This is a genomic window from Ralstonia sp. ASV6, assembly GCF_016429285.1.
In the GTDB taxonomy this organism is placed as follows: domain Bacteria; phylum Pseudomonadota; class Gammaproteobacteria; order Burkholderiales; family Burkholderiaceae; genus Ralstonia; species Ralstonia flaminis.
On sequence record NZ_JAELUI010000038.1, the window covers coordinates 1 to 13,436 of the forward strand.

Genomic DNA, 13,436 nt, shown 5'->3' on the forward strand with positions numbered 1-13,436 from the left:
CCGCGCGGACCGGATCACGAAACGTTCTACTCCGCCACCTGGGCGCAGCCGATCGGCACCGACGGGTTGCTGGCCAAGCTCACGTGGTCGCACTATCGCGGCATGCCCGAGAACCTGCCGCTTGAGCAGCTCGGCTATCAGTCGCGCTATCTGACCGACACGCAGCGACTGGGCCTGTCGCTGAGCTATCCGGTGCTGCTGTCGAACACGCGCAGCCTTACGCTCACGGGCACGTTCTACGGCAACGACGACAAGCAGCAGTACTCGCCGCAGAACATCGCCATTCCGCAAACCGAGTTGAGCGCCAAGGCGCGTGTGGCCGGCGCCGAAGCGCTGTACACCGAGGTCAACCCGGGTGAGACGCGTCGCGCGTCGTTCGGCCTGTATCAGGGCATCAACAGCCTCGGGGCCGGGAAGTCGGCCAACAACAATGTCGACCTGAGCTTCCTGCGCACGCGCATCACCGCAAGCGAGGCACACGACTTGCCGCTGGGCTTCGGCATCGTGGTCTCGGGCGCGGCGCAATACAGCGGCGCGGTACTACCGTCGTCGGAGCAGATCAGCTTTGGCGGGCGTTTCTTTGGGCTGGCCTATCCGGCTGGTGAAGTGGCGGGCGACCGTGGCTGGGGCGCATCGGTGGAACTGAACCGGGTCTTCACGGTGTCGATGGAATATCTGAAGACCGTGCAGCCGTACGTGCTGTACGACACGGCCAAGGTGTATTCAAACGCCGGCACGCTGGTGCACGACCAACTCGGCTCCATTGCCTTGGGAGTGCGCTTCTCTGATCGCAAGTACTACACGCTGGACTTGGCCATTGCACGCCCGGTGGGCGACAAGCCGATCAACACGAACTCTCGGAGCCTGCGCTTCACCGCCGCCTATACGTACCAGTTCAACTAGTCGACGCGCAAGGCACTGAACAGGTTAACGAATTTTGTATATTTTTTATATTTTCAGCGCTGAAAGTCGCCCATACTCCCTCCTAACGTGGGGGATACAGCACCGCTGGAATTTGGGAGCATCAGAAGCGGAATGTTAAGTTTTTCCAAAGAGTTGCCGATTACCAAGGAAGTCGCGCAGAAGAACAACAATCAACACAGCGACAGCGGCCGGCAGGACATTGAGCCGCAACACGCCGATGGCGGGGGTCAGCTCCCTCAGTCATCGCAATACGCACCGGGGGCCACCATGCTGCAACGTCTATCGGATGACGCAGAATTTCATCGACTCGTCGATACCATCTACGAGGCGGTGTTAGACCCCGCGCAGATGCCGACTGCCCTGGCCTTGCTCTCCGTCTATGCCGGGGCCGAAAGCGCACATTATTTTGTCTGGGACAAGCACACCGACGCGCCACGCCAAGGCGTTTCGTCGGGCTGGTGCCAGCACTGCCCGCAACCGGGCCACTGCAAAGCGTTCTGCCAAGACCCCCAATTACTGCCCACAGCACAGGCTGAAGACACGCCCGCGCGTGGCGTAATGTTGATGGACACGCCGGACCTGTCCATCACCATGCGCCTGCGCACACGCGAGGGCGCCTCGGAAGTGAGCGTCGCCGAACGCGAAGAGCGCCTGCAGCGCGTCCTGCCCCATCTGCAGCGTGCAGCGCGCATGCAGCAGCGCAATCAAGAACTGAACGAACTCGCCGCGCTCGGCATGGCGGGGCTGGATACGCTCGACTTTGGCGTAATGGTGATCGAACGTAGCATGCGCGTGAAATACGCGAATGCATGGGCGCGCACGATGGCGGCAGAAGACGATCGGTTGTCGCTCGATGGCAGCGTGTTGCACTCTGCGGATCACACACATAATACGGCGCTGCGCAACCTGATCGAACAGGCAGCAGGCTCGATGGGCATACAAGGCGCTGCCGGCTCGTGGATGTATCTGGCACGCGATGGGCGCCCCGTTCCCTTCATTGCTACGCCGCTGGCACCGTCCGATGCAATGCGCTCGGCCTGGGCGGCACCGCTTGCCCTGGTACTGGTCGGCAACTCTGAGGCACGCTCGGTCATGGATGCTGGCGTGCTCGCCTCGCTCTTCGGGCTGACGAACAAGGAGTGCATCGTCGCTGCCCGGCTGGCCGCGGGCGAAACCCTGCAGGAAATCGCCGACCGCGAATTCCTGTCGCTGCATACCGTGCGCGTGCACATCCGCGACATTCTGCGCAAGACCGGCACGCATCGCCAATCCGAACTCGTGCGCCTGCTGCATCTGCTGCCCAGCGTCGACCTGGAACGTGCCGGCGCGGCCACCCCCGCCTCCCGCCGACGCACTCGACTGAACGCCTGAATCTTCACCCGCAATCGCGGGCGTACAGCCATTCGCGTATACCCGGGTCATGCGACCGCGGCTTTCTGCCGATGCATCAGGACAGGCGTGGAGCCGCCGCAATTGCTTGATGCAATGCAATAGCGGCGGATTATTCCGACGCATTCTGTGAATAGCGCGCAACAAGCGGGCTTTTTCACTGCCTGAAACACCAGGCTCTTGCGCTATCCTCGCCGCAAAACACAGATAGGCGCCGGTCGAATGTCGGGGGGCCGCGCCAAATGCGCTCGCATGCATAACGATTTCCATATTGCGCTGCTGCTGTTTGCGTGGGTAAGCACGGGCTTAACCACGTTTGCCGCATTAGACGCTGCGACACGTATGCCGGGGGGCTCGACGGTCGCAAAACGCCGGAACTGGCGCATTGCCTGCGCCATCATTCTCGGCATTGGGCTATGGTCGGGGCTCTGGCTAGCTCAGGTGGGCCTGCACCGGCCATTGGCCTCGCAACTTGCGGCCCCCATTTCCGCCACGCTCATGACCGCGTTGGCGGCGTCGCTCGTGGCACTCCTGACCGTGTTGCCCGATATGCCGCCCGCCATCGCGGGGCGGCCTCCGCATCGCCATCGCATTGCCATGGGGGCCATCGCCCTGGGGATCGGGCTGTTGATGGCCGAACTGTATCTGGCACGCCCATGGGTACACGACGACGCCCTCTCGCTGCGGCGCACGCTGGTGGGCTGGGGCGGCGGCGCCCTCGTGCTCGGCGCGGGGACATGCCTGGCGATGTGCATGGCCTTTCATCTACCGCCGGCACAACGCCGAGCCGCAGTCGGGTTGCGTGCGCGAGCGGCAGCAGTGTTGGCCACATCTGCGGTGCTCTCGTTGGCGGCCTGGCCGTCGGCCAGCGCCTGGCCCGCAGACGAGGCAACCACGCTGCATGTGGTGCCCGTCATCATGCTGAGTGCCGGCGGCGTGCTGCTCGCGCTTGGATTGCACGCGTTACTGATCATGCTGGAGACGCGAGTCGATTCGGCGCAAGCCCACCTGGCAGCATCCCTGGCGCGTGTCGCGAATCAGGCACCCACGCCGCAGCATCACGATGCGTTGACCGGCCTGCCCAATCGGCTTCAGCTTCGGCAATCGCTGGATAGCGCAATTCTCTCGACAACGCGACGCGGACGCCCTTTCGCCCTCTTCTGCCTTGACCTGGACAACTTTGGCCAGATCAACGAGCAATACGGCCGTGCCACCGGCGACCGCGTATTGCAGATCATCGCCGAGCGCCTGCGTCAGACCATGCGCGGCGAAGACATGGTGGTCCGGCTGGGCGGCGATGAGTTCGCCATTCTGGTCGAGGGCCTCACCCTGCCCGAGGCGGCTGCCACCGTTGGCGACAAGCTGCTGTTCCGCCTGCGCGAACTGGTGGAGGTGGACGGCCGCCGCCTGCGTGCGACGGCAAGCATTGGTGTGGTGATCCATCCGCACAATGGCGCAACGGCCGACGCGCTCCTGGAACATGCGGACGCAGCCATGTTCGATTGCAAGCAGTCCACCGGCAACGCCTACCGCTTCTATGAGCCGCGCCTGAATACCACGGCCCATCGCGTACTGCAGATCCAGCGCGCACTCTCGCACGCAGCACTGAACGGCCAGCTATCGGTGTACTACCAGCCCAAATTCGATGCGTTCACGCAGGCAATGACGGGGGCGGAGGCGCTGCTGCGCTGGAATCACCCTGAGCTTGGTCCCGTGTCGCCTGCCGAGTTCATCCCGCTGGCAGAGCGCACCGGCACCATCGTCGAGCTGGGCGACTGGGTGGTCGAAGAAGTCTGCCGCCAGATCATGCATTGGGATGCGGCCGGCATGGCCCCACAGCGCATCGCAGTCAATCTTTCACCGCGCCAGTTTCAGCAGCCAGACCTCGTGCAGCGCCTGTCGCAGATCCTGCACCGCTATCAGGTGAGCGCACACCGCCTGATGTTCGAGATTACCGAGACGGCGGCCATGCGCGATGCCAGCCAGAGCATTGCCGTGATCCGTCAGATCCAGGCGCTCGGCATTGAGGTAGCCATCGACGATTTCGGCACCGGTTATTCCAGCCTCAGTTATCTCCAGCGCTTTCGCGCCCAGCAGATCAAGATCGATCGGGCGTTCATTTCCGCGCTCGATGACAACCCGCCCGAGGCAGCCGCGATCATCCGTGCCATCTGCGCGATGGCGCATTCGTTAGACATGACAGTGGTGGCGGAAGGCGTGGAAACCGAGGCGCAGATGGAAGCCTTGGTGAATCTGCAATGCGACCAAGTACAGGGCTATCTGTTGGCGCGTCCGTTGCCGGCAAAGGATTTTCAATGCTTGCTCGAGGGAATGCAGTTCGCTTGAGACAATTGTAAAAATGCGCCAATTTGATGCATTTTCCATTTCCCTTTCAGCAACCTTTCAATTTCCTCCAAAAGCCTTTCGTCAAATCGGTATCCAGTACGGCTGCCGAAGCAATGAAGCAATCACATAAAAAGAATGTGTGCCCTGACCGCTCAATGCCTCTCGTTGGCATTGAACGCACACAGTAGTGCGATTTCTCACTTCTTCATATGTTCACAATTTCCATTACTCCGGATAAATGGCCGCGCCATGCCGGTTTGCGCAACGCACAGCGCTGCGCAAAATCCACGCTGTTGACATGAGGTCTTAACGAAATTCATTTCACTCGGGCAAAGTCGTTATAATGCGGTGGGCAACGGGGAGCGTGCCCATGTTTCAATTGCAAAGTTGAGGAATCCATAATGCCGACTTACAAGGAAATCGTTCAGAAGATCTCTGAACTGCAGCGCCAGGCCGATGAACTTCGGGCAAACGAACAGGCGACGGTGATCGCCGAAATCAAGCAGAAGATCGTGGAATATGGCCTGACCGCCGACGACCTCGGTTTTGGTGCCAAGGGTGCAGTGGCTTCGAAAAAGGCTGGCCGCAAGGTGCCGGTGCGTTACCGCGACAGCAGCGGCAATACCTGGACGGGCCGCGGCAAGCGCCCAGGCTGGCTGGTCAAGGAACTGTCGTCGGGTCGGAAGATGGAGGATTTTCTGGTCGCCTGATCCGCACAGAAAAGTAGTACATCCGAGTCTGCACACAGAGGCAACCGGAAACCACAAAAGACAAGGCCGGCGATATTGCCGGCCTTGTTTTTCTTAGGCTTCAGCTCGTTATACCTGGAAGCGCCCCACTGCCGAGCGCAGCAATTGCGCCTGTTCTTCCAATGAGAGCGCTGCAGCCGCAGCCTGCTCCACCAGCGCAGCGTTCTGCTGCGTCACTTCATCCATCTGATTCACGGCCTGATTGACCTGCTCAATACCTGAGCTTTGCTCGTCGGATGCGGCAGAAATCTCACCCATGATGTCGGTCACGCGCTTGACCGCGACCACCACTTCGTCAATCACGGTTCCCGCTTCCTGCACCAGCGCAGAACCGTTCTGCACACGCCCCACCGAGTCGCCGATTAACTCCTTGATCTCCTTGGCGGCACTGGCCGAACGCTGCGCAAGGCTACGCACCTCGCCCGCCACCACGGCAAAGCCGCGGCCTTGCTCGCCGGCGCGGGCGGCTTCCACTGCGGCGTTGAGCGCCAGGATGTTGGTTTGGAACGCGATGCCCTCGATCACGCCAATGATGTCGGCAATCTTCTTGCTGCTCTCGTTGATGCCCGACATGGTCTCGACCACACGCCCGACCACTTCACCGCCCTTGACGGCGATCTCCGACGCGTTGACTGCAAGCGTGCTGGCCTGGCGGGCGTTGTCGGCGTTCTGCTTCACGATGCTGGTCAGCTCTTCCATGCTCGATGCCGTCTCTTCCAGCGACGACGCCTGCTGCTCCGTCCGCTGTGACAGATCAGCGTTGCCGGCCGCAATCTGCTTGGTTGCGCTGGCGATGGAATCAGCCGAGTTCTTGATGTCGCTGATCGTGCCCGTCAGCTGCTGCTGCATCTGCGACATGGCGAAGAGCATGCTGTCGCGATCACCTTGGCGCGTCTGCACGCGTACCGCCAGATCGCCGCCCGCAATGCGCGCTGCAACATCTGCGGCATACGCCGGCTCACCGCCCAACTGCCGCTGCAAACCGCGCGTGACGGCCACCACAACCACCGTCATCAGCAGGCCAACACCCAGCAACAAACCGAGCGATTGCATGAGCGAGGCACGAAACGCAGCATCAACGTCATCGATATACAGGCCCGTCGTCATCGACCAATCCCAAGGCTCGTAATACGAGACGTAGGTGAGCTTGGGCTCCGCCTTATCACTGCCGGGCTTCGGCCACAGATAGCGCACGAACCCGCCGCCTGCCTTGGCCATCTGTGCGATGTCCACAAACAGATGCTTGCCCTCGGGATCGGTTGCTGCAGACATGTTCTTGCCGACCATCTCGGGCTTGATCGGGTGCATGACCGAAACGGTGTCGGTTCTCGACAGCGAGAAATAGCCGTCGGTGCCATAGCGCATGTCTTTCAAGCGCGCGATGGTCTGAGCCTTGGCCTCTTCCACCGTCATCTTGCCGTCCTGCGCCAACTGGCCGTATTCCTTGATGACGCTGAATGCGGTGGCGCTGACGTTCTGCAGATCGCGCTGCCGCTCCTCCATGCGCACAGTCCGTGCGCTCCATGCACTCCACAAGGTGATCACAAGCAGGCACAGCCAGCTCAGGACGAGCGGCAGCCACAGCTTCTGTCGAAGCGTGAGTCGGTTCATTTTCCTTCCTCCAAGCGTTTCTTCTTGTCCGCATGATGCTGGCGGTGCTCCCCGGCGCGATTGCACGCGCTCTGCATGAGCTATCGGGCGAGCCGGAAGAAAACTTGAGTACCGGGCGTGATCAAGCGCCGGAAAAATGAGGAAACCTCAACGCAGCGCGTTGGGATTGATGCTGGGCAGTGTGCCGTTGCTGGCGGGCGCTGGTGCCGGCTCGGTCGGCACAGTCACGGTGGTTGGTGCGTCGGAGATATCGGTCGCATTGTCCAGCGGCGACCACGACTCCCACAGCCCCTGGCGACGAAGCGTCTCGGGCTGCGCAGCAGACGCGGCAATATCTGGCAAGGCAGTATTTGCCGAGGCGATTTTTAGCACCCGCTCGACGTGCGAGCCAGCCATGCGTGTGGCACGGCCGCCCGCATCGCGCAAAGCCACACCGTGCGCGACGATCTGACGATAGCTGCCATCCTTGTGCCGCATGCGGAACTCCGCAGCATAGGAAGGCACATTGCCATCAACGTGCGCCTGGATACGGTTGAGCACGAGCGGCAGATCATCCGGGTGCACGAGGCGCAGGTACTCGCTGGTACTCGGGCCGATCTCCTTGAGCGAGTAGCCGAGCATGGCGGCAAAGCGCATGGAGAACTGTGCGCTGCGTGTAATCAGATCAAATTCCCACAAGCCGACATCCGCACCATCGAGCAGCAGTTGATGCCGCGCGGCCAGCTCGGCCTCGCGCTGCCGATAGCTCTGCTCCAGATCATTGAGTGCCTGCATCGTCTCCTTGCGGCGGCGGATTTCGCGGGTGGCAATCGCGGCGGAGGTGTCGCCCGATGCGCGGTCACGATAGCCGAGCAAAAAGCCGGCGAGCACCGTAGCCACCGCCCCGCCCGCCAGCAGCAGCTGCAGCCAGGCCGGCACGTTGCCGATGAGAGCCGATGGTGAATCCACCAGCGAAGCCGCATACACCGCGTCGACGGCCAGACCGATACCAAACAGCACACTCACGAACAGGCTCACGATGGGGCGACGGACCGCCACCCCCGTCGCACCTGATTGCGCCGACAGCGCAAACTGCAACGCCGCCGTACAGGCCCCCGCCGACAGCAGCATAACGATGCCGAGCACGCCGGCATCCGACCACGCCAGCGCATCGAAGCTGGTGACACCCGCCAGCAACAACACGGCCACAGGGCCGCTGATGCTCAGCAACACACCCAGCAGCACCGCGCGTACGGTGCCCGCCTGGCCACCCAGGATGCACCACAGCGCGGCCACCGCCAGACTCCAGCAGAACGATGCCGGCGTCATCATCAACAGCGCGGCGCCCTCGTGCAGCGGCCAACGCGCAACCAGCGGCAGCAGTGGCACCGTCCATAGCGCAATCGCGCAAAACAGTGCTGTCATCGCCAGCGGCACTCGGGCGCGCGTGACATCGGCACTGCGCAGATCGTCCAGCAAACGCAGCAGCAAACTGCCAGCGCCGCATGCCACGATCAATGGCAACAACGCGCCAGCAAGCCTGCCAGTCAGTTGAGCAACAAGGTGAGCGACATCATCCACTGCGGGGTGGTTCCAGTTCTGCGGGTATCAAACAGCGTCGTGGATCAGCGGGACTGAAAGCCGTCCGGATTCATGCTTTGCCAGCGCCACGAGTCTTCGCACATGCGCTCGATACCGTATTGCGCGCGCCAGCCCAGCATGGATGCAGCGAGTGCCGGATCGGCGTAGCACGCGGCGATATCGCCGGGGCGGCGGTCCACGATCTGGTACGGAACCGGGCGGCCACTCGCACGTTTGTAGGCCTCAACAACTTCCAGCACCGAATAACCGCGCCCAGTGCCCAGGTTGACGGTAAAGCCACGACCATCGCGACGCAGCACATCAAGCGCCGACAGATGCCCGCGCGCCAGGTCGACCACATGGATGTAGTCGCGCACGCCCGTGCCATCGGGCGTAGGCCAATCGCCACCGTAGACGGAGAGCTTCTCGCGCTTGCCGATTGCCACCTGGGCCACGTAAGGCATCAGATTGTTTGGAATGCCGCGCGGGTCTTCGCCAATCAGGCCACTGTGGTGCGCGCCAACCGGATTGAAATAGCGCAGGTAGGCAATCTGCCAAGCGGCGTTGGAGACTTCCAGGTCGCGCAGCACCTGCTCGCCCATCAGCTTGGTCTGGCCGTACGGGTTGGTGGCCGACAGCGGAAACGACTCGGTAATCGGCACCGTATGCGGATTGCCATACACGGTTGCCGACGAGCTGAACACCAACTGGCGCACATTGGCATGCGCCATCGATGCACACAGCGTGACCAGCCCGCCGATGTTGTTGTCGTAGTAGGCCAGTGGCTTCTGCACCGACTCGCCCACCGACTTGAGCGCCGCAAAGTGGATGACGGCCGAGATGCGTGTGCTGGCAAAGAGATCATCGAGCAGGCGGCGGTCACGCACATCGCCTTGTACGAACTTGGGCGTCTTGGCGGTGATCTGCTCGATACGAGACAGTACGATCGAGCTGCTGTTGCACAGATTGTCGAGGCCGATCACCTGATAGCCCGCATCCAGCAGTTCAACCCAGGTATGCGAGGCAATGTAGCCGGTGGCGCCGGTTAGCAGAATGGTTTCTGTCATGGGTGCGAGGTATCGAGAAAGAGATCGTGGCGTGCCGATTCGAGCGCGGCATCGGGTTCGCAGCATCGATGCAACCGGCGCGGCGGAACAGCGCGATCATAGCAAGCCCAGCGCCGTACTGCGGGCCGTTTGCAAACGATGTTGCGCAAAAAAGCGGTGTTATGAAGCGGTGCCCGCGTGCGCATCCGGATGGGCTGCCGCTTGCCAGTCGGCATATGCAGAGCGCAGACGCCAGGCCGAGGTCTGGTCCCGCAAGCCCAGTGCGTACCCCACCTCGGCAGGGGCTGCGCCGGCATCGAATAGCGCCGCGGCATAGCCGTTGCGCAGTGTCTGCGGCGAAAGCCGTTCGCTGCGGTGCACCAAAGCGGGCAGCGCGGCCAGCCAGGCCTCCACACGCCGGTATATCGAGGCGGCATGCATGACACGCCCACCGGCATCGGCCACGAAGATACGCTCGCCCGGCACCTCGGCGTGACCGCGCACGGCCAGCCAGGCCGCTAGCGCAGGGCGCGCGCTCACCAGCAACGGCGCGTGATACGCCGGGCCGCGCGACGGCTCGACGGTAATGCTCTCCAGCGCCTCGCCCACATGGCGAAGCAACAATGACTGCACCTGCGCGACCTTCAGCCCCGCACCGTGGCACACCGCCACGAGTGCCCTGTCGCGCGCCAGCTTGAATGCACTGGCATTGGCAGCCGCCTCACTCGCCCGCGCGCCTACCTCCAGTGAGGCCTCGATGGCAACGCGCTCGGCCGCGGAAAGAAAGGTGGTGGGGTCATTCTCACCCTCGGCCAGTTTCTGCTTCACTGCCGCGCTGGCCGGGTTGTGCGTGCCCATGCGCAGCAATTCAATCTGATGGAAGACGCGCTCGATCAGGCGCGCATAGCGATACCGATGCAGCTTGGTCAGGCCGGACGCATCCAGGAAGGCGGCAATGTCGCCCGCACTCCAATCCGCCAACGCACGTTGGTGCGATTCGGCCCACCGCAGCCATTTGCGCCACATTGCGCGGTACACCGTGGCCGACGACTCCCGATAGCCGCGCGCGGCCAGCCAGTGCTCAAAGGCCTGAGCGGGCTGGTCGGCCCAGTCCTGCAGGGTGGGCTGAAACAGGTCGGGAACGGGCGTGGCAGGTGGCGTTGGGTTGGCGGACATACGGGAAAATGCAGGAAAAAACCGGCGGGAGCAGGCGTTTCGCGTATCCTGCCGAGCGTAACACGCAGTTCATGACGCCCATTGCGGATCCCATTGTGAAGAAAACCGACCTCGAAAAACTCAAGGGCCTGAAGATCGCCAACAGTCTCAAGCGCGACAGCCAGCGCGCCGGCAAGCCCGGCCAAGGCACCGGCCGTGCGATTCCCCAGAACAAATTGCTGAAAGCGCTGCTCGGCAAGCCTGCTGAAGACGAGCCGAAGAAATCCTGACACACGCCCCACGCATCTAGAGCCCCGCCCTGTTGTTCCAACGGGCGCTTGGGTGCTACCGTCCGGCGCGTTCCCACATCACGTGACGCGCCGGCCATGTCCTCCTCCAAGCCCTCCTCGCCGTACCCCCACCTGCTCGCTCCGCTGGATCTCGGCTTCACCACGCTCAAAAACCGCGTGCTGATGGGCTCGATGCATACGGGGCTGGAAGACGGCAACCACTTCGACCGCCTGGCGGCCTACTTTGCCGAGCGCGCGCGCGGTGATGTCGGCCTGATGGTCACGGGTGGCTTCGCCCCCAACATTGCGGGATGGACCAAGCCGTTTGCCGGGCGCCTGGCCACGCATGGGGCAGCACGCCGCCACCGCGCCGTAACCAGCGCTGTGCACGAAGAAGGCGGCAAGATCGCGCTGCAGATCCTGCATACCGGCCGCTATGGCTATCACCCGTTTGCCGTGGCGCCCACCGCGCTGCGCTCCCCCATCAGCCCGTTCACGCCGCGCGAACTCTCCGCGCGCGGCATCGAGCGCCAGATCCGCGCGTTCGTGCGCTGCGCCCAACTGGCACGCGAAGCGGGCTACGACGGCGTCGAGATCATGGGTTCCGAGGGCTACTTCATCAACCAGTTCCTCGTCACCCATACCAACAAGCGCACCGACGACTGGGGCGGCAGCTACGCCAATCGGATGCGCCTGCCCGTGGAAATCGTCCAGCGTACGCGTGAGGCGGTCGGCCGTGACTTCATCATCATCTACCGCCTGTCGATGATCGACCTGATTCCCGACGGCAGCTCGTGGGAAGAAGTCGTGCAGCTCGCAAAGGCCGTGGAGCGCGCCGGCGCCACCATCATCAACACCGGTATCGGCTGGCATGAAGCGCGTATTCCTACCATTGCGACGAGCGTACCGCGCGCGGCGTTCGCGTGGGTGACGCAGAAGATGAAGGGCGAGGTCGGCATTCCGCTGGTCACGTCCAACCGCATCAATACGCCGGAAGTGGCAGAGAGCGTGTTGGCCGATGGCTGCGCCGATATGGTCTCGATGGCGCGCCCGCTGCTGGCCGACCCGGACTTTGTGCGAAAGGCTGCAACCAGCCGCGCGCAGGATATCAACACCTGCATTGCTTGCAACCAGGCATGTCTGGACCACGCATTCAAGGCAAAGATTGCGAGCTGCCTGGTCAACCCGCGCGCATGCCATGAGACCGAACTCGTCATCCGCCAGACGCCGGCCAAGCGACGCTTTGCTGTGGTGGGGGCGGGGCCAGCCGGGTTGTCAGCGTCGATCACGCTGGCGGAGCGCGGGCATGCGGTGGACCTGTACGACGCGGCACCCGAGCTGGGCGGCCAATTGAACATGGCCAAGACGATTCCGGGCAAGGAAGAGTTTCACGAGATGGTGCGCTACTTCACGCGCCGCGTGGAGACCACCGGCGTGACGCTGCGTCTGGGCGCACGCGTGAACGCGCAGCAACTGCTGGCGGGCAAGTACGACGAGATCATCATTGCGACGGGCGTGTCGCCGCGCAATCCCAAGATTCCAGGGCAGGACCATCCGAGCGTGCTGTCGTATATCGACGTGCTGCGCCATCGCAAGCCGGTGGGCAAGCGTGTGGCGATTGTCGGCGCGGGCGGCATCGGCTTTGATGTGGCGGAATTCCTCGCGCTTGACGGCCACTCGCCCACGCTGGACCTGCAAACCTGGCGCACCGAATGGGGCGTCGGCGATCCGACCCAGGTGCGCGGCGGCGTGGATGGCATCCGCGCGCAGCCCGAGGCGCCAGCGCGCGAGATCATGCTGCTGCAGCGGCGCGCCGGCAAGCTGGGCGCGGGCCTGGGCAAGACCACCGGCTGGATCCACCGCACGAGCCTGAAGAACATGGGCGTGCGCATGGTCGGCGGCGTCAATTACGAGCGCATCGGCGACGAGGGCCTGCTGGTGAGCTACGGCGAGAAACGCGAGGCCGCCGAATGGCTGCCGGTCGATTCCATCGTGCTGTGCGCCGGGCAGGAACCGCTGCGCGAGTTGGTCGAACCCTTACAAGCAGGCGGCGCCAAGGTGCATGTGATTGGCGGCGCGGATGAGGCACGCGAACTCGATGCCAAACGGGCCATCGATCAAGGTACGCGTCTGGCCGCATCGTTGTGACGCCTGCAGCGTGCGCAGGGTGAAGGATTTGCACCCCGTGTCCGTTTTTACATGCCAATTTCCCATCAAACCGGCCGTAGATGGCGAAATGACAACGCTTGAAAACCTGTGCGCGATCCGTAGCGAGCGGTCCAAGGTTGGCCTGAGAAGCGCAGCCATACATGGATACGGTGAGCATCGCAGGGCCAGGATCGGACCGCGCAGCAGGATCGTGCGCA

The 13,436-nt window shown here is 63.0% G+C and carries 10 protein-coding genes; 6 read left to right on the top strand and 4 right to left on the bottom strand.

The genetic code is table 11. The features are described 5' to 3' along the window. The 4 genes from JHD73_RS09735 to JHD73_RS09750 all read left to right on the top strand — a co-directional run. A partial coding sequence (locus JHD73_RS09735; protein WP_199030087.1) for a ShlB/FhaC/HecB family hemolysin secretion/activation protein occupies positions 1-903 on the top strand: 903 nt, incomplete at its 5' end. Between the two features lie 132 nt (positions 904-1,035). Then, complete coding sequence (locus JHD73_RS09740; protein WP_199030088.1) at positions 1,036-2,295, top strand: helix-turn-helix transcriptional regulator; 1,260 nt, start codon at positions 1,036-1,038, stop codon at positions 2,293-2,295. Between the two features lie 270 nt (positions 2,296-2,565). Beyond that, positions 2,566-4,659, top strand: coding sequence for a bifunctional diguanylate cyclase/phosphodiesterase (locus JHD73_RS09745; RefSeq protein ID WP_199030089.1), 2,094 nt, complete (start codon positions 2,566-2,568; stop codon positions 4,657-4,659). A gap of 401 nt (positions 4,660-5,060) precedes the next feature. Beyond that, a complete protein-coding gene (locus JHD73_RS09750) occupies positions 5,061-5,369 on the top strand; it encodes an H-NS family nucleoid-associated regulatory protein (RefSeq protein ID WP_021192590.1) in 309 nt (102 codons plus the stop codon). A 108-nt stretch (positions 5,370-5,477) separates the two neighbouring features. Here the strand turns inward: JHD73_RS09750 and JHD73_RS09755 are convergent, their stop codons facing one another. The 4 genes from JHD73_RS09755 to JHD73_RS09770 form a co-directional block, all read right to left on the bottom strand. Then, positions 5,478-7,019: a methyl-accepting chemotaxis protein gene (locus JHD73_RS09755; protein ID WP_199030090.1), complete on the bottom strand. Its 1,542-nt coding sequence runs from the start codon at positions 7,017-7,019 to the stop codon at positions 5,478-5,480. Between the two features lie 147 nt (positions 7,020-7,166). Next, positions 7,167-8,579 carry a PAS domain-containing protein gene (locus JHD73_RS09760; protein WP_199030091.1) on the bottom strand — a complete coding sequence of 471 codons (1,413 nt, stop codon included), beginning with the start codon at positions 8,577-8,579 and terminating at the stop codon, positions 7,167-7,169. Positions 8,580-8,623: 44 nt separating this feature from the next. Beyond that, the gene (galE, locus tag JHD73_RS09765) at positions 8,624-9,646 is read right to left on the bottom strand and encodes a UDP-glucose 4-epimerase GalE (RefSeq protein WP_199030092.1); all 1,023 of its coding nucleotides are present in this window, start codon (positions 9,644-9,646) and stop codon (positions 8,624-8,626) included. Positions 9,647-9,805: 159 nt separating this feature from the next. After that, on the bottom strand, positions 9,806-10,801 hold the full coding sequence (locus tag JHD73_RS09770; RefSeq protein ID WP_199030093.1) for an integrase: 996 nt from the start codon (positions 10,799-10,801) through the stop codon (positions 9,806-9,808). Between the two features lie 71 nt (positions 10,802-10,872). Between JHD73_RS09770 and JHD73_RS09775 the strand changes: the two genes are divergently transcribed. Together JHD73_RS09775 and JHD73_RS09780 are read left to right on the top strand one after the other, a co-directional pair. Then, positions 10,873-11,070, top strand: coding sequence for a hypothetical protein (locus tag JHD73_RS09775; RefSeq protein WP_199030128.1), 198 nt, complete (start codon positions 10,873-10,875; stop codon positions 11,068-11,070). Between the two features lie 96 nt (positions 11,071-11,166). Beyond that, positions 11,167-13,218 (top strand): NADPH-dependent 2,4-dienoyl-CoA reductase, encoded by a 2,052-nt coding sequence (locus JHD73_RS09780; protein WP_199030094.1) that lies wholly within the window; start codon positions 11,167-11,169, stop codon positions 13,216-13,218. Positions 13,219-13,436 lie beyond the last annotated feature (218 nt).

What these genes read in the sequence shown, in the direction of transcription:
- galE (WP_199030092.1), bottom strand. Translation starts at nt 9,646, where the DNA reads ATGACAGAAACCATTCTGCTAACCGGCGCCACCGGCTACATTGCCTCG.
- JHD73_RS09755 (WP_199030090.1), bottom strand. Translation starts at nt 7,019, where the DNA reads ATGAACCGACTCACGCTTCGACAGAAGCTGTGGCTGCCGCTCGTCCTG.
- JHD73_RS09745 (WP_199030089.1), top strand. Translation starts at nt 2,566, where the DNA reads ATGCATAACGATTTCCATATTGCGCTGCTGCTGTTTGCGTGGGTAAGC.
- JHD73_RS09770 (WP_199030093.1), bottom strand. Translation starts at nt 10,801, where the DNA reads ATGTCCGCCAACCCAACGCCACCTGCCACGCCCGTTCCCGACCTGTTT.
- JHD73_RS09780 (WP_199030094.1), top strand. Translation starts at nt 11,167, where the DNA reads ATGTCCTCCTCCAAGCCCTCCTCGCCGTACCCCCACCTGCTCGCTCCG.
- JHD73_RS09750 (WP_021192590.1), top strand. Translation starts at nt 5,061, where the DNA reads ATGCCGACTTACAAGGAAATCGTTCAGAAGATCTCTGAACTGCAGCGC.
- JHD73_RS09740 (WP_199030088.1), top strand. Translation starts at nt 1,036, where the DNA reads ATGTTAAGTTTTTCCAAAGAGTTGCCGATTACCAAGGAAGTCGCGCAG.
- JHD73_RS09775 (WP_199030128.1), top strand. Translation starts at nt 10,873, where the DNA reads ATGACGCCCATTGCGGATCCCATTGTGAAGAAAACCGACCTCGAAAAA.